22 protein-coding genes are annotated in these 24578 nt (G+C 65.6%); 7 read left to right on the top strand and 15 right to left on the bottom strand.

Annotated elements, in window-relative coordinates; genetic code table 11:
* The first annotated feature begins 113 nt into the window (after window positions 1-113).
* Window positions 114-4139: a phosphoribosylformylglycinamidine synthase gene (purL, locus tag MA09_RS08800; protein WP_036246983.1), complete on the top strand. Its 4026-nt coding sequence runs from the start codon at window positions 114-116 to the stop codon at window positions 4137-4139.
* A gap of 160 nt (window positions 4140-4299) precedes the next feature.
* Here purL and MA09_RS08795 read toward each other — a convergent pair whose 3' ends face one another.
* The 12 genes from MA09_RS08795 to MA09_RS08740 all read right to left on the bottom strand — a co-directional run bounded on the left by MA09_RS08795 (window position 4300) and on the right by MA09_RS08740 (window position 14749).
* A complete protein-coding gene (locus MA09_RS08795) occupies window positions 4300-4773 on the bottom strand; it encodes a hypothetical protein (protein WP_036246981.1) in 474 nt (157 codons plus the stop codon).
* Window positions 4774-4895: 122 nt separating this feature from the next.
* Window positions 4896-5219: a hypothetical protein gene (locus MA09_RS08790; RefSeq protein WP_036246979.1), complete on the bottom strand. Its 324-nt coding sequence runs from the start codon at window positions 5217-5219 to the stop codon at window positions 4896-4898.
* A 373-nt stretch (window positions 5220-5592) separates the two neighbouring features.
* Window positions 5593-6384: a peptidylprolyl isomerase gene (locus MA09_RS08785; protein ID WP_036246977.1), complete on the bottom strand. Its 792-nt coding sequence runs from the start codon at window positions 6382-6384 to the stop codon at window positions 5593-5595.
* Window positions 6385-6465: 81 nt separating this feature from the next.
* Window positions 6466-7245, bottom strand: a complete 780-nt coding sequence (locus MA09_RS08780; protein ID WP_036246975.1) for a peptidyl-prolyl cis-trans isomerase — start codon at window positions 7243-7245, stop codon at window positions 6466-6468.
* A gap of 137 nt (window positions 7246-7382) precedes the next feature.
* Window positions 7383-7661 (bottom strand): BolA family transcriptional regulator, encoded by a 279-nt coding sequence (locus tag MA09_RS08775; RefSeq protein WP_036246973.1) that lies wholly within the window; start codon window positions 7659-7661, stop codon window positions 7383-7385.
* Window positions 7651-8292: a septation protein A gene (locus tag MA09_RS08770; RefSeq protein WP_036247496.1), complete on the bottom strand. Its 642-nt coding sequence runs from the start codon at window positions 8290-8292 to the stop codon at window positions 7651-7653. Before MA09_RS08770 ends, MA09_RS08775 begins: the two co-directional genes overlap by 11 nt.
* A gap of 23 nt (window positions 8293-8315) precedes the next feature.
* A complete protein-coding gene (gene msrB / locus MA09_RS08765) occupies window positions 8316-8711 on the bottom strand; it encodes a peptide-methionine (R)-S-oxide reductase MsrB (RefSeq protein WP_036246971.1) in 396 nt (131 codons plus the stop codon).
* A 35-nt stretch (window positions 8712-8746) separates the two neighbouring features.
* Window positions 8747-10228, bottom strand: a complete 1482-nt coding sequence (locus tag MA09_RS08760) for a YdiU family protein (protein ID WP_081897502.1) — start codon at window positions 10226-10228, stop codon at window positions 8747-8749.
* Between the two features lie 256 nt (window positions 10229-10484).
* Window positions 10485-11480: a 2-hydroxyacid dehydrogenase gene (locus tag MA09_RS08755; RefSeq protein WP_036246967.1), complete on the bottom strand. Its 996-nt coding sequence runs from the start codon at window positions 11478-11480 to the stop codon at window positions 10485-10487.
* Between the two features lie 13 nt (window positions 11481-11493).
* Window positions 11494-13320, bottom strand: a complete 1827-nt coding sequence (locus MA09_RS08750; protein WP_081897501.1) for a bifunctional diguanylate cyclase/phosphodiesterase — start codon at window positions 13318-13320, stop codon at window positions 11494-11496.
* The gene (locus MA09_RS08745) at window positions 13310-13936 is read right to left on the bottom strand and encodes an MEDS domain-containing protein (protein ID WP_051933297.1); all 627 of its coding nucleotides are present in this window, start codon (window positions 13934-13936) and stop codon (window positions 13310-13312) included. The genes MA09_RS08750 and MA09_RS08745 overlap by 11 nt, the downstream gene beginning before the upstream one ends.
* Window positions 13937-14023: 87 nt before the next feature.
* Window positions 14024-14749, bottom strand: a complete 726-nt coding sequence (locus MA09_RS08740) for a hypothetical protein (RefSeq protein ID WP_036246966.1) — start codon at window positions 14747-14749, stop codon at window positions 14024-14026.
* A gap of 148 nt (window positions 14750-14897) precedes the next feature.
* On the opposite strand from MA09_RS08740, the gene MA09_RS08735 reads away from it, so the two are divergent.
* Genes MA09_RS08735 through MA09_RS24840 form a run of 3 tightly spaced genes read left to right on the top strand, consistent with a single transcriptional unit; the run spans window position 14898 to window position 17672 of the window.
* Window positions 14898-16985 carry a 3-hydroxyacyl-CoA dehydrogenase NAD-binding domain-containing protein gene (locus MA09_RS08735; protein ID WP_036246963.1) on the top strand — a complete coding sequence of 696 codons (2088 nt, stop codon included), beginning with the start codon at window positions 14898-14900 and terminating at the stop codon, window positions 16983-16985.
* A 1-nt stretch (window position 16986) separates the two neighbouring features.
* Entirely contained in the window at window positions 16987-17523 is a 537-nt protein-coding gene (locus MA09_RS08730) for a DUF2939 domain-containing protein (RefSeq protein WP_036246962.1), read from the top strand.
* Window positions 17520-17672 (top strand): hypothetical protein, encoded by a 153-nt coding sequence (locus MA09_RS24840; protein ID WP_161783210.1) that lies wholly within the window; start codon window positions 17520-17522, stop codon window positions 17670-17672. Before MA09_RS08730 ends, MA09_RS24840 begins: the two co-directional genes overlap by 4 nt.
* A gap of 77 nt (window positions 17673-17749) precedes the next feature.
* Here the strand turns inward: MA09_RS24840 and MA09_RS08725 are convergent, their stop codons facing one another.
* On the bottom strand, window positions 17750-19450 hold the full coding sequence (locus MA09_RS08725; RefSeq protein WP_036246960.1) for an MFS transporter: 1701 nt from the start codon (window positions 19448-19450) through the stop codon (window positions 17750-17752).
* 269 nt (window positions 19451-19719) lie between these two features.
* Here MA09_RS08725 and MA09_RS08720 point away from each other — a divergent pair, with 269 nt between their 5' ends.
* From MA09_RS08720 to MA09_RS08710, 3 genes are read left to right on the top strand one after another with little or no spacing between them, the layout of a single operon-like run.
* Window positions 19720-20022, top strand: coding sequence for a Dabb family protein (locus MA09_RS08720; protein WP_036246958.1), 303 nt, complete (start codon window positions 19720-19722; stop codon window positions 20020-20022).
* Window positions 20023-20024: 2 nt separating this feature from the next.
* Entirely contained in the window at window positions 20025-20807 is a 783-nt protein-coding gene (locus MA09_RS08715) for an SDR family oxidoreductase (protein ID WP_036246956.1), read from the top strand.
* Window positions 20808-20837: 30 nt separating this feature from the next.
* Window positions 20838-21767: an SDR family oxidoreductase gene (locus MA09_RS08710; RefSeq protein WP_036246954.1), complete on the top strand. Its 930-nt coding sequence runs from the start codon at window positions 20838-20840 to the stop codon at window positions 21765-21767.
* Window positions 21768-21829: 62 nt separating this feature from the next.
* Here MA09_RS08710 and MA09_RS08705 read toward each other — a convergent pair whose 3' ends face one another.
* Both MA09_RS08705 and MA09_RS08700 read right to left on the bottom strand, forming a co-directional pair.
* Entirely contained in the window at window positions 21830-23686 is a 1857-nt protein-coding gene (locus MA09_RS08705; protein ID WP_036246952.1) for a glycosyl hydrolase family 18 protein, read from the bottom strand.
* 130 nt (window positions 23687-23816) lie between these two features.
* Entirely contained in the window at window positions 23817-24575 is a 759-nt protein-coding gene (locus tag MA09_RS08700) for an NRDE family protein (RefSeq protein ID WP_036246950.1), read from the bottom strand.
* Window positions 24576-24578 lie beyond the last annotated feature (3 nt).

Raw genomic sequence — 24578 nt, 5'->3', positions numbered from 1 at the left:
GTCCGTTCTACAAGGTCTCGACTGGTAGGAATGCAACGCTGCTTGGTGACACTGTATAATAGCGGGCTATCTTCCACCCTAGCAGCGACGCTGCATCAACCAACTTCTCAGCCATGTTGATTCTGCCGGGTTCCAACGCCCTGTCCGCCTTCCGTAGCCAACGCCTCCTGTCGCAACTCCAAGCCGTCGCACCATCGATTGCTGCAGTCCAGGCCCGCTTCTTCCACTTCATCGACAGCAGCGCAGCGCTGAGCACTGACGATACCGAGCGCCTGAGCGCCATGCTCACCTATGGCGAGCCTGCAGCGCAGACGCTGTATGAAGGCGTGACCGAAGAGTTCTTCGTCATCCCGCGCCTGGGCACGATCTCGCCGTGGGCCTCGAAGGCCACCGACATCGCCCACAACTGCGGCATGCAGCACGTGCACCGCATCGAACGCGGCGTCGGCTACACCGTCGTGCTCAAGGGCGGCATCCTCGGCACCGGCATTGGCGCGCCGAAGAAGCTGGGCGAGCAGGAGGTGCAGGCGGTCGCCGCGCTGCTGCACGACCGCATGACCGAGACCGTGCTGCGCAACGCCGACGAAGCGCAGCGCCTGTTCGACGAACTCGCCGGCCGTCCGCTCGAGACCGTGGACGTGATCGGGGAGGGGCGTGCGGCGCTGGTGCGCGCCAACCTTGAGTTGGGCCTGGCGATGTCGGTCGACGAGATCGACTACCTGCACGACGCTTTCACCCGCGCGCAGCGCAACCCGACCGACGTCGAGCTGATGATGTTCGCGCAGGCGAACAGCGAACACTGCCGCCACAAGATCTTCAACGCCGACTGGATCATCGACGGCGTCAAGCAGGACCGCTCGCTGTTCCAGATGATCAAGAACACCCACCAGCTGAACCCGCGTGGCACCGTCGTCGCCTACAGCGACAACTCCTCGATCATCGAAGGCGCCAATGTGACGCGCTTCTTCCCGCGCCAGGGCCAGGAGTATGCGCCTTCGACGGAGCTGACCCACATCCTGATGAAGGTCGAGACCCACAACCACCCGACCGCGATCTCCCCGTTCCCGGGCGCCTCGACCGGCGCCGGCGGCGAGATCCGCGACGAGGGCGCGACCGGCCGCGGCGCCAAGCCGAAGGCGGGCCTGACCGGCTTCACGGTCTCGAACCTGCTGCTGCCGGATGCCCAGCGTCCGTGGGAGAACGCCTCCGACGTCACGCTGGGCGCCGCCGGCCGTGTGGACGCTGCCTACGGCAAGCCGGAGCGCATCGCCTCGCCGCTGCAGATCATGATCGACGGCCCGCTCGGCGGCGCCGCCTTCAGCAATGAGTTCGGCCGTCCGGTGCTGGGCGGTTACTTCCGTACCTACGAGCAGAACGTCGGCGCGGCCGGCAGCGTCTACGGTTACCACAAGCCGATCATGATCGCCGGCGGCATCGGCAACATTTCGAGCGAGCATACCCACAAGGACGAGATCCCGGTCGGCAGCCTGCTGATCCAGCTGGGCGGCCCGGGAATGCGCATCGGCATGGGCGGCTCGGCCGCGTCCTCGATGGCCACCGGCACCAACACCGCCGACCTGGATTTCGACTCGGTCCAGCGCGGCAACCCGGAGATGGAGCGCCGCGCCCAGGAAGTCATCAACGGCTGCTGGCAGATGGGCGCGGACAACCCGATCATCTCGATCCACGACGTGGGCGCGGGCGGCCTGTCGAACGCCTTCCCGGAAATCGTCAACGACGCCAAGCGCGGCGCGCTGTTCGACCTGCGCAAGGTCCCGCTCGAAGAGTCGGGCATGGCGCCAAAGGAAATTTGGTCCAACGAGTCGCAGGAGCGATATGTGTTGGCAATTTCGCCGATGGACCTTGATAAATTTGCATCGATTTGCGCGCGCGAGCGCTGCCCATATGCAGTCGTGGGCACTGCGACCGAGGAGCGTCAGCTGCGTGTGATCGACCCGCAGGCCAACAATTATCCGGTCGACATGCCGATGGACGTCCTGCTCGGCAAGCCGCCGAAGATGCTGCGCGAAGTCGAGCACGTCAAGTACGACTTCCCGGCCATCGACCTGACCGGCATCGAGCTGGCGGAAGCCGCGCGCCGCGTGCTGCTGCTGCCGACCGTGGCGGATAAATCCTTCCTGATCACCATCGGCGACCGCAGCGTGGGCGGCATGACCGTGCGCGACCAGATGGTCGGTCCGTGGCAGGTGCCGGTGGCCGACTGCGCCGTCACCGCCATGTCCTATGAAGGCTTCGTGGGCGAGGCGATGGCGATGGGCGAGCGCACCCCGCTGGCCGTGATCGACGCCGCAGCCTCGGGCCGCATGGCCGTGGGCGAGGCGATCACCAACATCGCTGCCGCGCCGATCAAGGAGATCGGCGACATCAAGCTGTCGGCCAACTGGATGGCGGCCTGCGGCCAGCCGGGCCAGGACGCCGCGCTGTTCGACACCGTCAAGGCGGTCGGCATGGAGCTGTGCCCGGCGCTGGGCGTGTCGATCCCGGTCGGCAAGGATTCGCTGTCGATGCGCACCACCTGGAACGACGACGGCGCCAACAAGTCGGTGATTTCGCCGGTGTCGCTGATCGTCTCGTCGTTCGCGCAGGTAGAGGACGTGCGCCGTTCGCTGACCCCGCAACTGCGTACCGATGTCGGCGACACCGCCCTGGTGCTGGTCGACCTCGGCCGTGGCAAGAACCGCCTCGGCGCCTCGAGCCTGGCCCAGGTATTCCAGCAGATCGGCGACAGCGTGCCGGACGTCGATTCGGCCGACGACCTGAAAGCCTTCTTCAACGCCATCCAGCGATTGAACAAGGAGGGCAAGCTGCTGGCCTACCACGACCGTTCGGACGGCGGCCTGTTCGCCACCCTGGCCGAGATGGCTTTTGCCGGCCGTGCCGGCGTGTCGGTCAACCTCGACATCCTGACCATGGAAGGCGAGCACGCTTCCGACTGGGGCGATGCCAAGAACTGGACCACGCAGGTGGGCGAGCGCCGCAACGAGATGACCCTGCGCGCCCTGTTCAGCGAAGAGCTGGGCGCGGTGCTGCAGGTGCGTCTCGATGACAAGCAGGCCGTGATGGCGGTGCTGCGCGAACTGGGCCTGGGCGCCTGCAGCCATATCATCGGCAAGCTGAACGACCGCGGCGTGATCGAATTCACCCGCGACGCCAAGGTCATCTACAGCGAGAAGCGCAGCGTTCTACACCGCCTGTGGAGCGAGACCAGCTGGCGCATCGCGCGCCTGCGCGACAACCCGGACTGCGCCGACCAGGAATATGCGCGCCTGCTGGACGAGACCGACCCCGGCCTGTCGCCGAAGCTCACTTTCGACCTGAGCGACAACGTCGCGGCGCCGTTCATCGCAACGGGCGTGCGTCCGCGCGTGGCGATCCTGCGCGAGCAGGGCGTGAACTCGCACATCGAGACCGCCTGGGTGATGCACCAGGCCGGCTTTACCGCCATCGACGTACACATGAGCGACCTGATCGCCGGCCGCGCCAGCCTGGCGGACTTCCATGGCGTCATCGCCGTGGGCGGCTTCTCCTACGGCGACGTGCTGGGCGCGGGCGAGGGCTGGGCCAAGACCATCCTGTTCAACCCGCAATTGTCGGACCAGTTCGCCGCCTTCTTCGCGCGCCAGGACACCTTCGGCCTGGGCGTGTGCAACGGCTGCCAGATGCTGAGCAACCTGAAGTCGATCATCCCTGGCGCACACGCGTGGCCGAAGTTCACCCGCAACAAGTCGGAGCAGTTCGAAGCGCGGTTCGGCATGGTCGAGGTGCTGGATTCGCCGTCGATCTTCTTCGACGGCATGGCCGGTACCCAGGCACCGCTGGCGATCGCGCACGGCGAAGGTTTTGCCGACTTCTCGCTGACCGGCGACATCGACGCGGTGGTGAAGTCCCTGCGCTACGTCGACAACCGCGGCCAGGCGACCGAAACCTACCCGTTCAACCCGAACGGTTCGCCGGGCGGCCTGACCGCCGTCACCACCGAAGACGGCCGCTTCACCGCGATGATGCCGCACGCCGAGCGGGTGTTCCGCACCGTCGTGCATTCATGGGCGCCGGCGGGCTGGCCGGACGAGTCGCCGTGGATGCGCATGTTCCGCAACGCGCGCAAGTGGGTCGGCTGATTGGCTGTGGGCGGGTAGTTGGGATGCGAACAATCGCACGGGCCGCAGCACTGTGATTTGACCGCGTGGGCGGGACACCCGCCCACGCTACTGCATGAGCCGTCGGGCTCATGACTTAGAGCGCCTCCGCGAAGGCGCTTTTTTCATGGCCGGGACGGATTCAGGTGGCCCAGACCGGCTGGTCCGGAGTCCCGTTGCCGACCGGGGCAGGCTGGCCGCCGCCGGCGCCCGAAGCCTTGTCGTTGGATGACCCGCCGCCGCCGGATTCACCGCCGCCGCTGCCTCCCGGCATGCCGTCCCGATCGGTTCCCGGCGCGCCCGCACCCGGACCATTGCCGCCCTGGGTATCGACGCCACCGGAGCCCATCGCACTGCCGCGACTCGTCTGCGGCGCACCTGCCGGCATCGCGTTCTGTTCCAGCGAGGACTTCAGGAAGTCGCCCTGCTGGCTGTCGCCGCCATGGGCGCCACCGGTGTAGTGCGCCGAGTTCGACTGCACTGCGCCGGCGCCCGGGTCTTGCGGCGGCGTCTGGTACTGCCACAGTCCGCCTTTGGACGCGTTGTCGGCCTTCTGGCCGTCCCGGCCGCCCGTGTCCTGGTTGGCCGCGGCCCCTTTCGATTGATCCTTGTCCATGCTGTCCTCCTGTTAACGTATCGGCTCGATGGTAGTCGTCTCCGCCATGACCTCAATAGGACGCGCGACCAGGCGTGCGTAGGAGAGGACGCAGGTCGTGGTCGCAACGGCAGAGCTGAAAGCTAGTCCTGGTCGGTCTCGCCGGAACCGCCCGGCTTACTGTCGGCATTGGCGGCGCTTGCGCCGGGATTGCCGCCGCCCCCTGCACCGCCCATGGCTTCGGCGTCCCTGCTCGCCTGGATACCGCCGATGGTGCCGCCGGCCGGGTCGGCCGCGCTGCCGGCGCCGCTCAACGGGCGGCCGGGCGCATTGACATTGCTTTCGGCCGGGGCGCTGACGATCCCGCCACCGTGGCCGGCCGCATTCGGTGTGTAGTGTCCGGCATTCGATTCGCCGGCAGGCGTTCCGCTACCGCTGCCGGGAGGGGGCACCTGGTAGCGCCACACCGGCTCGGCCGACTGGTCCGCGCCCGCGCTGCCGCCGGCCGGCGGCGTTCCACCCGCACCGGGCAGGTCATGTCGCCGCCCGGGCCCTCACGTCCGCCGTCCAATGCTGGTCCGTGTTCGGTGCCTTGTTCTTTGCTCATGGTGGCCTCCTTGTCGGTTGGTCTTGCTGACCATCTTAGTCAACCCGACAGCGGGCTGAATAGGCGCACGCTCCGCGCCGCCGTAGGAGAGCTCCGAAATGCCGCTACCTGATTTGCCAGCACGGCGCCCGGCACCTGCCCGCTGCAGCGCTGCATCCGCGTCCCGCTGCTGCACGCGCATGCATAAAAAAAGCGCTCCCGAGGGAGCGCTTGTTTTATCCGGCAAGACCCGATTACTGGATCTTGGCCTTCTTGACCAGGCTTTCGCGGTACTGCGCCAGCTGACGCTGCTGCAGGGATTCCGCGACCTGCTGCTTGACTTCGTCCAGGGCCGGGATCTTGGCCTGGCGCACGTCTTCCAGCTTGATCACGTGGAAGCCGTACTGGCTCTTGACCGGGGTGTCGGTGACGGCGCCTTTTTGCAGGGCAACCATGGCCTTCGAGAACTCGGGCACGTAGTTGGCCGGGCTTGCCCAGTCCAGGTCGCCGCCGTTGGCTGCCGAGCCGTCCTTCGAGTGCTGCTTGGCCAGCTCTTCGAACTTGGCGCCGCCCTTCAGCTTGGCGATGATGCCCTTGGCTTCGTCTTCGGTCGGGACCAGGATATGGCGGGCGTGGTATTCCTTGTCGCCTACCTGTGCCTTGTAGCGGTCGTACTCGGCCTTGATCTGGGCGTCGGAAATCGGGTTCTTCTTGACGTAGTCGGCCAGCATCGCGTTGATGATGATGCTCTGGCGGGCATTGTCGATGGCTGCCTTGACCTCGGCGCGACCGCCGATGCCCTGCTTGTCGGCTTCCTGGATCAGGACTTCACGGCCGATCAGGTCTTTTTTGATCGCGTCGCGCAGCTGCGGCGAATCGGTGGCACGGCCCTGTGCAACCACCTGCTTGACCAGCTGGTCAACCTTTGCCGCCGGGATGGGCTTGCCATTGACGGTAGCAACGTTCTGCGCGAATGCAGGCGCGGCGATCATCGCGGTCACGGCAAAGCTGATTGCCAAGGACAGGCGGGCTGGCTTCAAAATCATTGTTAAGGTCCTATCTAAACACGAAAAAGTTCGCCGCGGGCGGCAAGAACCGGTGCCCCAAGGCACCGGCGGTGATACATCTTACTGCACCTTTGCCTTTTTGACCATTTGGTCACGGTAGTCAGCCAGTTTCTTCTGGGCCAGGGCATCCTGGATCTGCGGCTTGACTTCTTCCAGCGACGGCAGCTTGGCCGGGCGGGTGTCGTCCAGCTTGATGACGTGGAAGCCGTTCGCGGTCTTCACCGGCTTGTCGGTGACGGCGCCTTTCTGCAGGCCGGTAAAGCCGGCGGCGAACTCAGGCGGGAACGAAGACGGGGTCGCCCAGTCCAGGTCGCCACCGTTGTTGGCGGTGCCGGTGTCCTTCGACTGCTTGGCCATTTCCTCGAACTTGGCGCCGCCCTTGATCTTGGCGATCACGGCGTTCGCTTCGGCCTCGGTGTCGAGCAGGATGTGGCGTACGTGGTATTCCTTGTCGCCGGTCTGGGCCTTGAACTTGTCGTACTCGGCCTTGACCTCGGCATCGGTCACCGGGTTCTTCTGGATGTAATCGCGGGCCAGCTGGTTCACGACGATGGCCTGGCGCGCGTTGTCGAGCGCGGCGCGGACTTCCGGCTTCTTGTCGTAACCCTGCTTGATGGCTTCCTGCATCAGCACTTCGCGGGCAATCATCTCTTCCTTGATTGCCAGGCGCGTCTGCGGGTTGTCCTGGGCCTGGCCAGCGGCGACCAGCTGCTTGACGGCTTCCTCGACGCGCGAGGTCGGGATGGCTTTGCCGTTGACGACGGCGAGGTTCTGCGCGAAGGCTGGTGCTGCGGTAACGGCGATCAGAGCTAACAGCAGGCGTGCTGGCTTAAAAGTCATTTCTGGAATTCCTGTGGGAAGAGATACTTGGACAGAGATTTGATTAGTTTTTGTACTTCAAGTTCTGGTACTTCGCGTTACATATTGTCGGCCACTATTCTTAAAGCTGACTGAAGATGAGTAGGGACGGCAGGCCTTCAGGATTGCTCCGAAGGTGCGAGGGCCGTAATGGCCAGCGCATGGATTTCCGCCTTGTTGATCATTTCGTGAACGGCATCATACACAAGACGATGGCGCATGACCAGCGTGAGGCCCTGGAACTTGTCCGACACGATTTTCACGCTGTAATGGCTGCCGCCGGAGGCAGCGCCGGCATGGCCGGCATGCAGGTGCGAGTCGTCGGTGATTTCCAGCACGGACGGGGCGAGTTCGGCCTGCAGCCGCTCGCGCAGGCGTTCGGTACGGTTAGCTTCCATTTTGAGCATCCTCCTGGATATGTTTGGACAGGAACAGCGATTGGATAACGATAAAGGCGAACAGGATGCCGGTGATTCCGAACAGCTTGAAACTGACCCAGGCGCCGGTATCGCTACGGAAGACCACGAAGGCCATCAGCAGGTTCAGCAGGCCCAGCCCGACGAAGAAGGCGGCCCAGGCATACAGGACGCGGTTCCAGACGGCGTCCGGCAGGTTCATCGCCCCGCCCAGGGCCGAACGCATCAGGTTCTTGCGGTACACGAGTTGCGCCACCAGCAGGGCGACGCCGAAGGCCCAGTACAGGATGGTGGGTTTCCACTTGATGAAGGTCTCGTCGTGGAAGTAGATCGTGGCGCCGCCGGCGACCACCACCACGCCCAGCGACAGCCACAGCATGCCGTCGACCTTGCGCCGGCGCGCCAGCAGGTAGACGATCTGCAGCACCGTGGCCACGATCGTGACCGCGGTCGCCAGCAGGATCGGCGACTGCGCGGCCGGCACCGCGCCGCCCGAGATCAGGAAACCAAGGTAGTCGGTGACCAGGCCGTGGGCCCATTCCTGGTTGTTTTCCCCATACTTGAAGATGCCGAAGAACAGGATCACCGGCAGCATGTCGAACAAAAACTTAATCATTGAGTTTTCCCGGCCTTTCCTTAAGCGGGTTCGAAGCGCATGGCGGCGGAATTGATGCAGTAGCGCAGGCCGGTCGGCGGCGGGCCGTCCTCGAATACGTGGCCGAGATGAGCGTCGCAGACGGCGCAGATGATCTCGGTGCGGACCATGCCGTGGCTGCGGTCCACCTTCTCGATGACCTTGGCCGGGTCGAGCGGCTTGAAATAGCTCGGCCAGCCGCAGCCCGAATCGAACTTGGCGTCGGACTCGAACAGCGCGGTGTCGCAGCAGACGCAGTGGTAGATCCCGTGCTCGTGGTGGTCCCAGTACTTGCCCGTGAAGGCACGCTCGGTGGCGGCGTGGCGGGTTACCTGGTACTCCATCGGGTCGAGCTGGGCGCGCCACTCGGCGTCGCTCTTGGTCACTTTGTCGTTCATGGCGGTTCTCTCTTGCGTTTCTTGTTTCTCTTGATTCATGAAGAACAGCTCACCTCGAGGTGGGCTGCCCAATCGGGCGGCAGGGCCGCATACGATTCGTTTTCCGGCTGCTCGTCGAAGGGACGTTCGAGCACGGCCAGCAGTTTGTGCACGCCGCCGAAGTCGCCGTTCTGGGCCTGTTCGATGGCGGTCTGCGCCAGATAGTTGCGCAGCACGTATTTCGGGTTGCTGCGGTGCATCGCGGTGCGGCGCAGCGCGTCCTGGCTGTGCTCCAGGCGCAGGCGGGCCCGGTACTGGCCGGCCCACGCATCGAAGGCTTCGCGGTCGATGAACAGGTCGCGCAGCGGGGCGTCCTGTTCCACCCCGCCGTCCAGCTGCAGGTCGCCCAGGCGCCGGAAGAACAAGGTGAAGTCGGCATGGTTGGCCTGCAGCAGCTTGAACATGTCGTCGAACAGGGCGCTGTCGCCGTCGCGCGCGTCGAACAGGCCGAGCTTGGCATGCAGCAGTTCGTCCAGCTTGGCGCCGAAGGCGGGGCGGTAGGCGTCGAGCGCTTCCTCGGTATCTTCCGGGGTGCCGATCAGCGGCAGCAGGGCATTGCCGAGCGCGTAGCAGTTCCAGTGGCCCACCGGCACCTGGTTGGCATAGGAATAGCGGCCACCCTGGTCGGTATGGTTGCAGATGTGGTTGGCGTCGAAGGCTTCCATGAAGCCGAAGGGGCCGTAGTCGAGCGTCAGGCCAAGGATCGACATATTGTCGGTGTTCATGACGCCATGCATGAAACCAACCGCTTGCCAATGCGCGATCATGTGCGCGGTACGGCGCGTGACCTCGGCCAGCAGTTCCTTGTAGGGGTTCGCACTGCCAAGGAATTCCGGATACCAGTTCTTGATGACGTAGTCGGCCAGGATCTTCAGCTCATCGCCTCCGCGCTGGGCCTGCTTGCCGCGGTAGAGCCAGTGTTCGAAGGAACCGAAGCGCACGAAGGTCGGCGCCATGCGGGTCACGACGGCGGCAGTCTCGACGGTTTCGCGCATGACGCGCTGGTGCGAACCGGTCAGCATCAGGGCGCGCGTCGTCGGGATGCCGAGCGCGGCCATGGCTTCCGAGCACAGGAATTCGCGGATCGAGGAGCGCAGTACCGCACGGCCGTCGCCCATGCGCGAATACGGGGTCAGGCCGGCGCCCTTGAGCTGCAGTTCCATCGGGCCGTTCGCCGTCGGCAGGTCGCCGAGCACGATGGCGCGCCCGTCGCCGAGCTGGCCGGCCCAGACGCCGAACTGGTGGCCGGAATACACTGCCGAGAGCGGTTGGGAGCGCACCGCGACCTTGTTGCCGGTGAAGACGGTGACGAAATCCTCCTGCGCCAGCGCCTGCGGGTCGAGGCCGACCAGCGCCGCGGCGGGTGTGCTGGCAGCGATGAAATAGGGCGACGGCAGGGGCGTCGGCATGAGCCGGGTATAAAAAGCCGGCGGCAACTCGGCGAAGGAGTTGTTGAAGGGGAGTTCGTCGGCAGTGATGGCAGCTCCTTCGGTGGTTGGTCACGCTGATGCAGGCGGTATTGGCAGGATTCTACCGTACCGGGCCCATTCTATCGGCGCACGGCTGCATCCGGCCACCGCCCTTACAGACGGTAACAGGCGAATACGCCATGCTGCGGCGCGCAATCGAACTGCATTGACGTCGGTTCAACCGGGGCGCGCACCCGAAATGGACCGAGCGGCCTTTGCTGGTGGTAGTGCGGCGCCCCGGCGCCGAAGCCGCGCAGTCCGGCCTTCAGGCCGGCGGCACCCGGTTGAGCAGCGCTTCGCCACGCTCGAAGGCGGTGATGCTGTCGATGGTGGTCTGCATGATCTGCCCAACCGCCTCGACGGTGAAGAAGGCCTGGTGGCCGGTGACGATCACGTTCGGGAAGGACACCAGGCGCTGGATCACGTCGTCGCAGATGATGGTCGAGGACAGGTCCTGGAAGAACAGGTTCGCTTCCTGCTCGTAGACGTCGATCGCCAGGCCGCCGAGCTGGCCGCTCTTGAGCGCCGCAATGGCGGCCTCGGTGTCGACCAGGCCGCCCCGGCTGGTGTTGACGAGGATGCTGCCGCGCTTGGCGCGCGCGAGGTTGCCGGCATCGATGATGTGCCGGGTAGCTTCCGTCAGCGGGCAGTGCAGCGACACGACGTCGCTGCGCGCAAGCAGTTCGTCGACCCCCACGTAGCTGCCGCCGGCCTGCCCGAAGGCCGGGTTCGGCCAGGGATCGTGGCCGAGGATGGTGCAGCCGAAGCCGGCCATGATGCGCGCGAAGATGAGGCCGATCTTGCCGGTGCCGATGACGCCGATGGTCTTGCCGTGCAGGTCGAAGCCCATCAAGCCCTCGAGGTCGAAATTGCCGTCGCGGGTGCGCGCGCTGGCGCGCGCGATCTTGCGGTTCACGCCCAGCAGCAGGCCCACCGCGAACTCCGCGACCGAATGCGGCGAATAGTCGGTGACACGCACCACCTCGATGCCATGCTGCCGGGCCGCGGCCACGTCGATCTGGTTGTAGCCGGTGGAACGGGTGGCTACCAGCCGGGTCCCCTGCCGGGCCAGCACGCCGAGCACTTCGGCATCGACGCAGTCGTTGACGAACACGCAGACGGCTTCGCAGCCCTCGGCCAGCCCCGCGGTCGACAGGGTCAGGCGGTCTTCGACAAAACGCAGCTCGTGGCCGGCATCCCCGTTGGCGCGTGCCAGCAGCGTCTTGTCGTAGCGGCGTGCGCTGAATACCGCAGTCTTCATCTTTCCTCCTTTTTCACTCAGGTGCTTTTCCATGCCAGCCAGGCGGATTGCCCGCGCGGTACAAGGCTTCCAGCTGCGCGGCCGGCAAGGGGCGGGACAGCAGGTAGCCCTGGATTTCGTCGCAGCCATGCTGCTGCAGGAAATTGGCCTGGCCCGGTGTTTCCACGCCTTCCGCATTGACCTGCATGCCGAGCGTCCGGGCAAAGGAGATCACGGCCAGGGCCACTGCCGCGGCGCTCTGGTCGCTTTCGATTTCCTTGACGAAGGAGCGGTCGATCTTCAGCTTGTCGACGCGGAAGTAGCGCAGGGCGCTCAGGCTCGAGTATCCGGTACCGAAATCGTCGATCGAGATGCGTATCCCCAGGGCTTTCAGTTCGTGTATCAGGCTCGATGCGTACTCGAGGTCGTGCATGATCGAGCTTTCGGTGATCTCCAGCTCCAGGCAGCCGGGGTGCAGGCCGGTGTCGCGCAGCACGGTGGCGACCACGTCGACGATGCGCCGGTCGCGCAGCTGGCGGGCAGCCACGTTGACTGCCACCGACTTGCCCGCCAGGCCGGACCGGTGCCAATGCGCGGCCTGGCGGCAGGCCTGGGCCAGGACGTATTCGCCGAGAATGACGATCAAGGACGACTCTTCCGCCAGTGGAATGAACTCGCCAGGGGGCAGCAGGCCACGCTTCGGGTGCTGCCAGCGCACCAGGGCTTCGGCGCCGTACCAGGCGCCGGTCTGCAGGTCGAGCTTGGGCTGGTAGTGCAGCACCAGCTGCCCGCCGGGGATGGCTTCGCGCAGCTCGGCTTCCAGTTCCATGCGTCCGGCCACGGCGGCGTCGCGCGTGCTGGCGTAGAACTGGACGCTGTCCTTGCCGGAACGTTTGGCGCGGTGCATGGCCGAATTGGCGCGGCGCAGCAGGAGTTCCGGGTCTTCACCGTCGAAGGGGTAGACGCTGGCGCCGATGCTGCCGGTGACCACGACGTCTTTTCCTTCCAGCCGGACCGGTTCGCGCACGGCGGCCAGCATCTCGTGCAGCCAGTGGCCGCTGCGCTCGACGCTTTCCAGGCCGGACAGCAGGATCACGAACTCGTCCGAGCCGATGCGCGCCACCGCGTCGCAGTCGGGAACCACGCGGCACAGCCGGTGCGCCGTCTCGCGCAGGAAGGCGTCGCCGCAGGCAATCCCCAGGCCGGTATTCATGAAACTGAAGCTGTCGAGGTCGAGGTAGACGACCACGAGCACGCGTGCATCGCGCCGGGCGTGGGAAATGGCCGCGTGCAGGCGGTCGATCATGAGCGGCCGGTTGGCGAGTCCGGTCAGCAGGTCGTGGGTGGCGTGGTATTCGAGTTGGCGGGTGCGCTCGGCCACCCGCAGTTCGAGCTGGTCGCGGGCCTGGCGCAGTTCTTCGTTGAGCTGCTCCAGCCGGGCCTGGTACACGCGCGTCGCGAGCACGCGGCTGATCGTGCTCGAGATATTGCCGAGAAAATCGCGGTAGGGGCGCAGGGCCTGTTCGTCGGCGATCTGCACGACGAGGCAACCGAAATGCTGGTCGGGTGTGCGGATCGGGAAGCAATGGCCCTCGCGGCCGATGTTGCGCTGCAGGTTGGGTACGGGAACCGGGCCAGCGCCGCCACCGCAGCGCTCGAGCAGGGCGGCGATGGCCCCGGTCGGTGCTGTCGTGCGCCCCTCGAGGTGGACATGGGCGTCGGCGATGCCGGGGATGCCCCCCAGCGCGCGCCTGACAAAGTCGGCAAGGCGCGCATCGTCAGGCAGGGCATCGATGGCCTGCTGGATGACCAGCAATCGTCCCATCACGGTCGCGCTGGGCTGATCTCCCTCACCGGCCATGCTGGTGCCCTTGTCTTGCCGCCGGATGCTGGTGGAAGGGATTGCGCAGGATATAGCCGCCGACAATGATGACCGGATGCACGCTCATGACGTCGAACATCGTCGCGCCGTCGAATCGGCGCAGGTCGTACTGGCACATCACGGTCACCGGTACTTCCCTGACCAGGTCGTTGATCCGCGATTCGCACTCGACGATCCGGTCGGCGCCGGGAATGCCGCGCAGGGCCCAGCACATTTCGCCGGTGACCCTGGCGCCGGCATGGCCGGCAGCGAGACACTGTGCGTAGGCGGCACGCAGGCGTGCCAGCATCGCATCAGGATCAAAGCAGCCATCCGGAAAATAGCCGTCGCTCGCGGTCGTGATGTCGATGCAGCCCGGAAGGCCGCGCCCGGCGCTGTCCAGGTCGAGTTCCTCGACGATGCGCGCCAGTCCGGCGCCGTCCGTAGCGTCGGCGATATACTTGAAGCAATCGTGTTCGAGCAGCGCATGACGTGCGAACAGCGGCAGGATGCGGCGCCGCTCCTCGTCGTCGTTGTAGAGGTAGCAGATGTGCGTCCCCTCCGGATAGCGCTCATCCGTGAAGCCGAGGCAGATGTGGCGTCGTTCGTCGTTCATGCGGCACCTCCAATGTCCGGTCTGCACAGGATACACCCCTGGCGGGCAAGGGGCTGCTCGCTTGTAAGGAATGGTCGTCCGGAAAAATTAACCGCGGCAGGGCAGGACATGGCGGAAGGTCGGCTCGATGCCGAGCGCATGCAGGTGGCGCACGATGTCTTCCAGCGTCGCATCCTTCAGCAGCAGCCCATCGGGCGGGGCGGCCACCGGAGCGTGCACCGGCGCCGCCGCGCGCGGACGGTGCATGGCCGCCATCGCGTCCTCGAACCGGGCCGGGGTGATGCTCTGCAGTCCTTCCAGGAAAGCCAGCTGTGCTGCGGCCGGTGGCGGCACGTCCAGTCCGGCTTCGCCGGCGAACGCGGCCCCCATGCCCGGATGGATGAACGCAGCCCATTTGCCGGTTTCCCGGTGCTGGCAGGGTGGCAGCTCGACGGCGCCGCTGGCGTGCAACGGCAGGTCCGGGAAGTATGCCGCGCGCAGCAGCGACAGGAAACGGCCCACCTCGGCGATCGGTACCGGCTCGTACAGCGACAGCCACAGGCGGAAAGCGCTTCCTCCGGTAATGCTCACGGCGGGCGCCGGAAAGTCCAGCTTTTCCTGCAGCGCATTGGCGACCTCGCAGAGCTGGGACCAGTTGCGCGTCTCGTCCTCGGCCGCGCGCGGGAAGTCGATGACGATCGCGCGCGTGAAGCCGTCTTCCGAGACCAGGGGCGTGCTGACCGTCTGCTGCCCGAGCAGGTGCTGCGCCAGGCCGTCCGGTTCGGTACCGGACATGAGGTAGAGCCGGATCAGTTGTGCAATCAGTTTTTCCATAGATGCAGCGTGACGTGAGGACAAGGCCAGTATTCTGGCACATCCCGTCGCGCCAGAAAATAAGACGAACGTTCTTTTAGTTGAGGTATAGTTAAGAGGATCTGCCGGGCCCGAGCCTGGCTCTTGCAAAAAAGGAGAAGGAAGAGACATGAGCGCCGACTACACCGTGCAAGGCAGCGTTGCCATTGTGACCTTGAATAATCCGCCGGTGAACGGCCTGGGCCTGGCGACCCGGACCGCCGCCGTGGACGCGATCCGCCAGGCCGAAGCCGACGCATCGGTCAAGGCGATTGTCCTCACCGGCGCCGGCAAGGCCTTTTCGGGCGGCGCCGACATCCGCGAGTTCAACTCGCCGAAAGCCCTGACGGAGCCGACCCTGCACACCCTGATCCGCGTGGTCGAGAACTGCAGCAAGCCCGTGGTCGCAGCCATCCACAGCGTCTGCATGGGCGGCGGCCTGGAACTGGCCCTGGGCTGCAATTACCGTGTCGCGCTGCCCGGCGCCCAGATCGCGCTGCCGGAAGTGAAGCTGGGCCTGTTGCCGGGCGCCGGCGGCACGCAGCGCCTGCCGCGCGTGCTGGGCCTGGAAATGGCCCTGAACATGGTGGTGTCGGGCACGCCGGTGCCGTCCGAGAAGCTGGCCGGCACGGCATTGTTCGACGACGTCTTCCCGGCCGGGACCGACCTGACCGCAGCAAGCGTCGCGTTCGCGAACAAGGTTGCCGACGTGCGCCCATTGCCCAAGGTGCGCGACCGCGATGTCGATTACCCGAACCCCGACGCCTTCATCCAGGCTTCGCGCGACCGCGTCAAGGCGATGGCCGGCCCGTTCCCGGCGCCTTTGGAATGCGTCGAGACCGTCGCCGCTGCCGTGACCAGACCCTTCGAGGAAGGCCTGGCATTCGAGCGCGAACGCTTCCTGCACCTGATGCAGACGCCGGAATCGAAAGCCCTGCGCCACGCCTTCATGGCCGAGCGCGCGGCCAGCAAGGTGCCGGACATGCCGGCGGACACGCCGGCGCGCAGGATCGAACGGGCGGCCGTGGTCGGCGCCGGCACCATGGGCGGCGGCATCGCGATGAACTTCGCCAATGCCGGCATCCCGGTGACCATCCTCGAAACGAAGCAGGAAGCGCTGGACAAGGGCCTGGCGACCATCCGCAAGAACTACGAGAACACGGTCAGGAAAGGCAAGCTGACGCAGGAGAAGTGCGAGCAGCGCATGAACCTGATCGCCGGCACCTTGTCCTACGCCGACATCGCCCAGGCCGACATCGTGATCGAAGCCGTGTTCGAAGACATCGGCGTGAAGGAATCGGTGTTCCGCCAGCTCGACGAGACCATGAAGCCGGGCGCGATCCTGGCCTCGAATACCTCGACGCTGGACCTCAACCGCATCGCCGCGTTCACCGGCCGCCCACAGGACGTGATTGGCCTGCATTTCTTCAGCCCGGCGAACGTCATGAAGCTGCTCGAGATCGTCCGCGGCAAGGAAACCGGCAAGGACGTGCTGGCCACGGCGCTGGCCCTGTCGAAGAAGATCAAGAAGACGGGCGTGGTGTCGGGCGTGTGCGACGGCTTCATCGGCAACCGCATGCTGGAACAGTACCTGCGCCAGGCCTTCTTCCTGCTCGAGGAAGGCGCGCTGCCCGAGCAGGTCGACGGCGCCATCGAGCGCTTCGGCTTCGCGATGGGGCCGTTCCGGATGAGCGACCTGGCCGGCAACGACATCGGCTGGGCCATCCGCAAGCGCCGCGCCGTCGAAACACCCCACATCGCCTATTCGAAGACGGCCGACCTGCTGTGCGAGCAGGGCCGTTTCGGGCAGAAGACGGGCGCCGGCTGGTACGACTACCGGGCGGGCGACCGCAAGGCTTATCCTTCGGCGCAGGTAGACGACATGATCGTCCGGCATTCGCGCGATATCGGGCTGGAGCGGCGCGACATCGCGGATGCCGAGATCGTCGAGCGCCTGGTGTATGCCCTCGTGAACGAGGGCGCGAGGATCCTGGAAGAAGGCATCGCGCTGCGCGCCTCGGACATCGACATGGTCTACCTGAGCGGCTACGGTTTCCCGCTGCACCGTGGCGGCCCGATGTTCTACGCCGACAGCGTCGGCCTGCCGCAGGTGCTGGACACCGTCCGCAAGTATGCGGCCGGCCGCCATGGCGAGGCGTGGAAGCCGGCGCCGCTGCTGGAACGCCTGGCCGCCGAGGGGAAAGGCTTCAACGGCTGACATGAAGAAGAAAACCACCGCCATCGCCGCCGGAGTCGCCATTGCCGCGCTTGCCGTGGCCACCTGGGCCAGTCCGCACTGGCAGCTGTACCGCATGCACGCCGCCGTCGAGGCGCGCGACGTCCAGTCGCTGTCGGGCTACGTGGACTTTCCGAAGCTGCGCGAGAGCGTCAAGGTCCAGGTCATGCGTCGGCTTGGTGCGGACGGCGCGCTGGCGCAGCCGCGTTCCAACCCGTTTGCTGCTTTCGGCAGGGCGATGGCACTCGCCGCGATCGACCCCGTTGTCGATGCCGCCGTCTCCCCCCGGGGCGTGATGGCGATGCTCGAGGCCGGCGATATCCGCGTCCAGCCGAAGCCGGACGGACCGCCTCCGGCGGCCAGCGACGCGCCGCGCGAGAAGCGCAACTACGACCTGTCCTACCGGTCGTGGAAGCAGGTGGTGGTCGAACGGGCCGAGGGCGGCGGCGTGGCCTTCCTGCTGGACCGGCACGGGCTGTGGAGCTGGAAGCTGGCAGGTGTTGAGCTGCGCGAGGAATGACTGCGGCGATTCGTGAGTTTATTGAGGCGCGATGGCTGGTGTATTTCCTGTGCATCGCTGCCGTCTGGCGCTCCCTGGAGTTCATCGGCTGGTTTGCGGTCCTGCTGGTCGTGCCTAGCAGCAAGCTGCTGGACCGGCCCAAGCGCTAGACCTCGTCGCCGGACAAAGAAAATGCCGCTGGGGTGCACTGCGCCCCAGCGGCATTTGTCGTCCGGCTGCCGGCCGGTCAGTCGTCGGCGTAGATCTGGTTGTCCTTGGTCTCCCGGACGAACAGGCCGCCGATGACCACCGTGATCAGCGCGATGATGATCGGATACCACAGGCCGTAGTAGATGTCGCCCTTGAACGCCACCAGGGCGAAGCTGATGGTCGGCAGCATGCCGCCGAACCAGCCGTTGCCGATATGGTAGGGCAGGGACATCGAGGTGTAGCGGATGCGGGTCGGGAACATCTCGACCAGCATCGCCGCGATCGGGCCGTACACCATGGTCACGTAGAGCACCAGGATGAACAGCAGCAGCACCAGCATCGGCTTGTTGATCGCCTCCGGGTCTGCCTTGTCCGGATAGCCTGCGGTTTTCAGCGCGCCGGTCACCTGTTTCTTGAGCGCGTCTTCCTGGGCCTTTGACGCAGCGTCGAAGTTCAGGTTATCCGGCGTCATGACCGCGTTGAAGGACTGGTAGGTGGTTTCGCCAACCTTGATCGAGGCGACAGTGCCGGCCGGTGCTTCCTGGATGTTGTAGCTCACCGAGGCTGCAGTCAGCATGCGGGTCGCGATGTCGCAGGAGGACGGGAATTTCTTGGTGCCGGTCGGGTCCACCTGGAAGTGGCAGGTTGCCGGATCGGCCACGACCACGACTGGCGAGGTCTGGATGGCGCGCTCGAGGGCGGGGTTGCCGTAGTGGGTAATGGCCTTGAAGATGGGGAAGTAGGTTGCCGCCGCGATCAGGCAGCCGCCCAGGATGATCCACTTGCGGCCGATCTTGTCGGACAGGATGCCGAAGATGATGAAGAACGGCGTCGCCAGGGCCAGCGCGATCGCGATCAGGATGTTCGCGGTGGCGCCGTCAATCTTCAGAGTTTGGGTGAGGAAGAACAGCGCATAGAACTGGCCGGTGTACCACACCACTGCCTGGCCCATCGTCAAGCCGACCAGGGCCAGGAAGACGATCTTGGCGTTCTTTGCCTTGAGGAAGGACTCGGTCAGCGGCGCCTTCGAGGTCTTGCCTTCGGCTTTCATTTTGGCGAAGGCTGGCGATTCGTTCATGGCCAGGCGGATCCAGACCGAGATCGCCAGCAGCACGACCGAAATCAGGAAGGGAATGCGCCAGCCCCAGGCTTGGAACTCTTCTTCGCCGATGACAGTCCTGGTGCCCAGGATGACCAGCAGCGACAGGAACAGGCCCAGGGTCGCGGTGGTCTGGATATAGGCCGTGAAGTAGCCGCGTTTGCCTTCCGGGGCGTGCTCGGCCACGTAGGTGGCCGCGCCGCCGTACTCACCGCCAAGTGCCAGGCCCTGGAGGATGCGCAGCGTGACCAGGATGATCGGCGCCGCGATCCCGATCGTCGCGTAGCTGGGCAGAAGGCCGACCAGGAACGTCGACGCGCCCATGAGCAGGATCGTCACCAGGAAGGTGTATTTGCGGCCGATCATGTCGCCGAGCCGGCCGAACACGAGGGCGCCGAAGGGACGGACGATGAAGCCGGCCGCGAAGGCCATCAGGGCGAAGATGAAGGTGGTGGTGGGGTCGCCGATGAAGAACTGCTTGGCGATGATCGCGGCGAGCGCGCCGTAGAGGTAGAAGTCGTACCACTCGAACACCGTGCCGAGCGAGGAAGCCAGGATGACTTTCCGTTCTTCCTTGGTGAGCCCGCCGGAGGAAGGTGCAGCCTTCCCTCCGGCGGTCATGCCGGGTGTGATTGCCATGTGTGTCTCCGTGTAGGTATTAGTGTCACCGGAAATGCTGATTGTTTGTCAGCTGTCGCGGAGTGTGTTCCGCTTTCCTTACACGATAATTACTCCAAACTTACACGAGCCTTACAGTTGAGCTATGCAACTTCAGCAACTCAGCAGCGTTTGGTGTGTTTACACTCTGGGGCGGACGTGCTGCGGCGCGCAATATGACTTGTCAACATATTTACGAACGACCGTACTTATCATGCTATCCTCGATTACCCAAATGAAGGAATGGAAGAATGCTCAAACATATCGTGATGTGGAAGTTGAAGGATGAGGCCGAAGGCGCGGACAAGCTGTCCAATGCGCGCGAGATGAAGCGCCGCCTGGACGAGTGCGCGAACATCGTGCCCGGTCAGCTGAAGTTCGAAGTCGTGCTGGCGCAGCCGGGGCTGGAAGCGACCTACGACGTGGTGCTGTATTCCGAGTTCGCCGACAAGGCGGCGCTCGATGCGTACATCGACCATCCGACGCACAAGGCGGTGGTGCCCTTCATCGGGGCGGTGCGGGAAGGCAGGCAGTGCATGGACTACGAGGTGTAAAAATGCGCACCACCCAGGAACTCTTCTCCCTCCAGAACAAGACCGCCATCGTCACCGGCGGCTCGCGCGGCCTCGGCCTGCAGATGGCCGAAGCCCTCGGCGAGCAGGGCGCCCGCGTCGTGATCTCTGCGCGCAAGCAGGAAGAGCTCGACGCGGCCGTCGCCCACCTCCAGAAGCGCGGCATCGAGGCCAGCGCCATTGCGGCCGACCTCTCCGACGAAGCGCAGGTGCAGGGCTTCGTGCAGGAAGCCCTCGCCCGCCTCGGTCATGCCGACATCCTGGTCAACAATGCCGGCGCCAGCTGGGGCGCGCCGGCCGAGGACTACCCGCTCGAGGCCTGGGACAAGGTGATGGACCTGAACGTGCGCAGCATCTTCCTGGTGACGCAGGCGGTCGGCAAACTCTCCATGATCCCGCGCCGCTACGGGCGCATCATCAGCATCTCGTCGATCGCCGGCCTGGCCGGCAATCCGCCGGGCACCATGCAGACCATCGCCTACAACACCTCCAAGGGCGCGGTGGTGAATTTCACCCGTGCGCTGGCCGGCGAATGGGGCCGCTATGGTATTACTGTGAACTCGATCGCGCCGGGCTTCTTCCCGTCCAGGATGACCAAGGGCGTGCTGGCCGCGTTCGGCGCCGAGAACCTGGCCAAGGATGCGCCCTTGATGCGCCTGGGCGACGACGAGGACCTGAAGGGCGCGGTGGTGCTGTTCGCGTCCGACGCGGGCAAGCACATCACCGGACAGACGCTGGCCGTCGACGGAGGCGTGTCGGCGGTCTGATCGGATCAGAAGCAGGGGGAAGGGGAGAACATGAAGGACTTTCGCGGCAAGGTTGCCGTCATCACCGGCGCTGCCAGCGGCCTGGGGCGCGAGTTCGCCAACACGGCCGCCGGCTTGGGGCTGAAGCTGGTGCTGGCCGACGTGCAGCCCAAGGCGCTCGAGCACGCCACCGAAGAGCTGCTGGCGCGCGGTGTCGAGGTGCTGTCGATGGTGTGCGATGTCAGCAAGGGTTCGCACGTGCAGGAGCTGGCCGACTCGGCGATGGCACGCTTCGGCGCGGTGCACCTGGTATTCAATAATGCGGGCGTGGGTTCCGGGGGGCTGATCTGGGAAAACTCGGAAGAGGACTGGGAGTGGGTGTTGGGGGTCAACCTGTGGGGCGTGATCCACGGGGTGCGCATCTTCACGCGCGCGATGCTCGAGTGCGCCGCACAGGACAGCGATTACGAGGGGCACATCGTCAACACGGCATCGATGGCGGGCCTGCTGACGCCGCCGGCAATGGGCGTCTACAACGTGTCCAAGCATGCAGTGGTCGCGCTCACCGAAACGCTGCATCACGACCTGCAGCTTGTCGGTGCGCCGATCGGCGTGTCTGTGCTGTGCCCGTATTTCGTACCGACCGGGATCCACGCGTCGCACCGCAACCGGCCAGAAGAGCTCGAGAGCAGCGAGGAGGTCACTGCGAGCCAGGTCGCTGCGCAGATGCTGACCGAGAAGGCAGTCGCGTCCGGCAGGGTAACGGCGCAGGATGTCGCGACGCTGACCTTCGACGGCATTCGCAACGGCCAGTTCTATATCTATTCGCATCCGCAGGCCCTGCAGACGGCAGCGGAACGCTTCGATGTGCTGGTGCGGGCGCAAGCGCCGGCCGATCCGTACGCGGCCACGCCGCAGGTGAAGGACCTGCTCAAGGCCGGCGTCATGCCTGCCGGCGACGGACGCGCCAGGCGGCGTTGAACGGGTCGAGGCGCCAACACGCGGCCGCTTTGCCGGCCGCGTGTTCAGACCAGGTCAGGCGCTCAACGGCTCGCGCAGAAGCCTGGATCGCTGTTGGTCGCGCCCGGCGCCAGGTCCGGATTCCAGTCCGCACCCTGCAGGGTCATGATGCCGTTCTCGAGCGTGTACTTGCCGTTCCACAGTCCGCTCGGCGTGCCCTGGACCGGCAGCTGTACCGACCAGCGCACGGCCTTGACCGCGCTGTTGTTGGTCACCGCTACCTTGGCGCAGTAGCCGCTGCCCCAGTCGCCCGTGATGACCAGCTTGGCGGTGAGCGCACCCTCGGGCAGCTGCTGCGGCGGCTCCACCGGCTTGGCCGGGCGGGTCGCGCACAGGCCGATCTCGGTCGCGTCACCCGGACGCAGCATCTTGTTCCAGTTCATGCCTCGCACGACCAGCTTCTTGTTCTCGAGCGTATAAGTGCCGTTCCAGAGCGAGGTGATGGTATCCGGGAAGTCGGTTTCGGCCACGAACCAGCCGGCCACGTCGCCGATGTTCTTGACCGTCATGGTGCCGCACCAGCCGCTGCCCCAGTCGTTCGGCTTGGCGAAGGTGACGGACACGGTCGGGACAGGCGCCGGCGGCAGCGGGTTCGGGTACGGGCCGGGCTCGGCTGCGTTCGGATCGAGGAATGCCTTCTTGGTGGCGGTGAGAAGCGGGTTGTTGACGCCGTTCGTGGTGCCGTAGTTCACCAGCCAGATGATGGTCCCGGCCGCGCCTTCGCCCGCGCGGGTCGAGTGCGCCCACGCGCCCTTGGCGGCGATGGTGGCCGGTTCCTCGTAGCTGAGGTAGCCGGTCGCCCAGTCGAGGCGGCTAGGCGGGGTGAAGCCGCCCGGGTAGGTGCGGTAGCTGGTCTGGGTCGCATCGTCCCAGGCATAGATGCCGTTGTCGAGGTAGCCGTGCTTGTGCAGTTGCGCGTAGTTCCAGCGCACGTCGAGCACCGACCACTTGCTCAGGTCGCCGTCGGTTTCCTCGTCCGGGCCGGCGTGCGGCGGCGCATAGTTCATGCCGTAGAAACCCAGGCCCATGCCGAGCTTCGAGCGCGGGATGCCGGCATCCTCGTACATCTGGATGGTGCTGGCGATCGACATCGGGCGCGATTTCTTGTGCCCTGTCAGTGGGGCGAAGGTGGTGGAGGTCCAGCCCTGGCCGAACCAGCCCATGCCGTAGCTCATGAAGTTGTACTGGTCGACCAGGTTGGCCACGCGCTTGTGGTGCTCCGTCACCTTGTCGAGGTTGGTGTTCAGCATGCCGGCCGGGAAGGTAATGATCACCGGGTTGGCCTGGTACTGCGGGCGCGCGTTGGCTTCCTTGCGGATGTCGGCGATCAGGGCTTCGAGCAGCGCCTGTTCCTCGACAGCCTTGTCGGGGATGCCCTCCCAGTCCACGTCGACGCCGTCGTAGCCCTTGGCCACCATGTAGTCGACCAGGTTTTTCACGAAGATCGGGCGCACTGCGGGCTGCGAGGACGCGATGAAGCCGGCATTGTCGCCTTCGCCGCCAAGCATGATCAAGGCCTTGGTGCCGACCTGCTTGGCACGCATGATCAGGTATTCCTCGACGCTCTTGTCCCAGGCCGCACCCGGACCGAGGTCGCGGCGGTCGTGGGCGGTGCCGGCGCCGAGCACGATCTCGCCCGGCTTGCCGGTCTTGCCGCCGCCCGGGCCGATGCGCGCGAAGACGAAGTGGGTCATCGCCGTCATGTCGACATGCTCGGGGGCCTGGTAATCCTTGTTGTCCCAGAAGTAGGCGCCATAGTAGCCGGTCACCCACTTGTTGGCCGGAGCGGGAGGCGCATCGCTTGCGTGCACGACAAACGGGCTGCCTGCGGCGGCCGCCAGCAACGTCAGGACGGCCAGGCGTTTCAGTGAAGTTTTCATCTTCTTTCCTTATGAGGTTGCCACAAGGAAACAATGTATCACCGGGCCCGGTCGACGATATGTCTCGGAAATGTAATGACCCCACGCGTGGGGGAAGCCGGGCGAGGACCGGGCCGCAGCGTGAGCGACCTCAAGCCGCCTGGCCGGCAGGCTGCACCACGCGCTCGTGCAGTTCCGGCTCGCCTTCGCCGTACAGCTTGACCACCGTCGAGGTGCGGGTGCCGTAGCCTTCCATCTCGATGCACACAGGGGAGAGCATGCGCTCGACCTCGATCGGCATCCCGGTTTCCGGCAGTCGCAGGTCGGGGGCGCGGGTGGTGTCGGCCAGCATCTCGAAATAGGCGTCTTCCGGCGCGCCCTGGCACAGCAAGCTGGCGAACTGCGCCTTGGTGCGCAGCACCTTGGGCCAGGGCGCATCCAGCAGGCCGTTCGAGATGCCGTAGATGCGGCCCGGATCGAGCGGCTTGCCGTTGCGCGGATCGGCGCCGCCGCGGTTCGAGTACCAGTACAGGGTGTCGCGGTCGCCCAGCACCAGGTTGTAGCCGTTGTAGACGTCGCCGCGCGCGATGATCTGCTCCAGATACTCGGCAGCGCTCGTCGAACCGGTAAGGAAGCCGGCCACCAGCTCGCCGCGCGAGGGGACGTTGTCGCGGCGCTCGGCGGGGCCGCGGATGTTCGTCAGGGCGGCGAACCTCGGGCCGTTCGGGCCCGTCGTGGTCACACCCATCCAGCTGCCGCCCCCCTGCAGATCGCGGCCGGCGATCACGTGCGGATGCTCGGGCCACGGGGCGGCCGGGGTGGCCGGGCGGTCGTAGAATTCGTCGCGGTTGGCGGCGGCGATAATCGGCACCCCCGGCAGGACATGCCAGGCAAAAACAATCAGGCACATGTG

Source organism: Massilia sp. BSC265 (assembly GCF_000740675.1).
Lineage (GTDB): Bacteria > Pseudomonadota > Gammaproteobacteria > Burkholderiales > Burkholderiaceae_D > Telluria.
The sequence above is the reverse complement of the archived record's forward strand: the minus strand, read 5'-3'. Positions and strand labels throughout refer to the sequence as shown.

Excerpts from the sequence above, each read along its gene's own strand:
- MA09_RS08775 (WP_036246973.1), bottom strand. The coding sequence starts at position 7,661 with ATGGAAGCTAACCGTACCGAACGCCTGCGCGAGCGGCTGCAGGCCGAA.
- MA09_RS08795 (WP_036246981.1), bottom strand. The coding sequence starts at position 4,773 with ATGGACAAGGATCAATCGAAAGGGGCCGCGGCCAACCAGGACACGGGC.
- MA09_RS08785 (WP_036246977.1), bottom strand. The coding sequence starts at position 6,384 with ATGATTTTGAAGCCAGCCCGCCTGTCCTTGGCAATCAGCTTTGCCGTG.
- MA09_RS24840 (WP_161783210.1), top strand. The coding sequence starts at position 17,520 with ATGACTGCGGCGATTCGTGAGTTTATTGAGGCGCGATGGCTGGTGTAT.
- MA09_RS08780 (WP_036246975.1), bottom strand. The coding sequence starts at position 7,245 with ATGACTTTTAAGCCAGCACGCCTGCTGTTAGCTCTGATCGCCGTTACC.
- MA09_RS08710 (WP_036246954.1), top strand. The coding sequence starts at position 20,838 with ATGAAGGACTTTCGCGGCAAGGTTGCCGTCATCACCGGCGCTGCCAGC.
- MA09_RS08750 (WP_081897501.1), bottom strand. The coding sequence starts at position 13,320 with ATGGCCGGTGAGGGAGATCAGCCCAGCGCGACCGTGATGGGACGATTG.
- MA09_RS08730 (WP_036246962.1), top strand. The coding sequence starts at position 16,987 with ATGAAGAAGAAAACCACCGCCATCGCCGCCGGAGTCGCCATTGCCGCG.
- MA09_RS08705 (WP_036246952.1), bottom strand. The coding sequence starts at position 23,686 with ATGAAAACTTCACTGAAACGCCTGGCCGTCCTGACGTTGCTGGCGGCC.
- MA09_RS08725 (WP_036246960.1), bottom strand. The coding sequence starts at position 19,450 with ATGGCAATCACACCCGGCATGACCGCCGGAGGGAAGGCTGCACCTTCC.
- MA09_RS08735 (WP_036246963.1), top strand. The coding sequence starts at position 14,898 with ATGAGCGCCGACTACACCGTGCAAGGCAGCGTTGCCATTGTGACCTTG.
- MA09_RS08700 (WP_036246950.1), bottom strand. The coding sequence starts at position 24,575 with ATGTGCCTGATTGTTTTTGCCTGGCATGTCCTGCCGGGGGTGCCGATT.
- MA09_RS08740 (WP_036246966.1), bottom strand. The coding sequence starts at position 14,749 with ATGGAAAAACTGATTGCACAACTGATCCGGCTCTACCTCATGTCCGGT.
- MA09_RS08720 (WP_036246958.1), top strand. The coding sequence starts at position 19,720 with ATGCTCAAACATATCGTGATGTGGAAGTTGAAGGATGAGGCCGAAGGC.
- MA09_RS08755 (WP_036246967.1), bottom strand. The coding sequence starts at position 11,480 with ATGAAGACTGCGGTATTCAGCGCACGCCGCTACGACAAGACGCTGCTG.
- purL (WP_036246983.1), top strand. The coding sequence starts at position 114 with ATGTTGATTCTGCCGGGTTCCAACGCCCTGTCCGCCTTCCGTAGCCAA.
- msrB (WP_036246971.1), bottom strand. The coding sequence starts at position 8,711 with ATGAACGACAAAGTGACCAAGAGCGACGCCGAGTGGCGCGCCCAGCTC.
- MA09_RS08715 (WP_036246956.1), top strand. The coding sequence starts at position 20,025 with ATGCGCACCACCCAGGAACTCTTCTCCCTCCAGAACAAGACCGCCATC.
- MA09_RS08745 (WP_051933297.1), bottom strand. The coding sequence starts at position 13,936 with ATGAACGACGAACGACGCCACATCTGCCTCGGCTTCACGGATGAGCGC.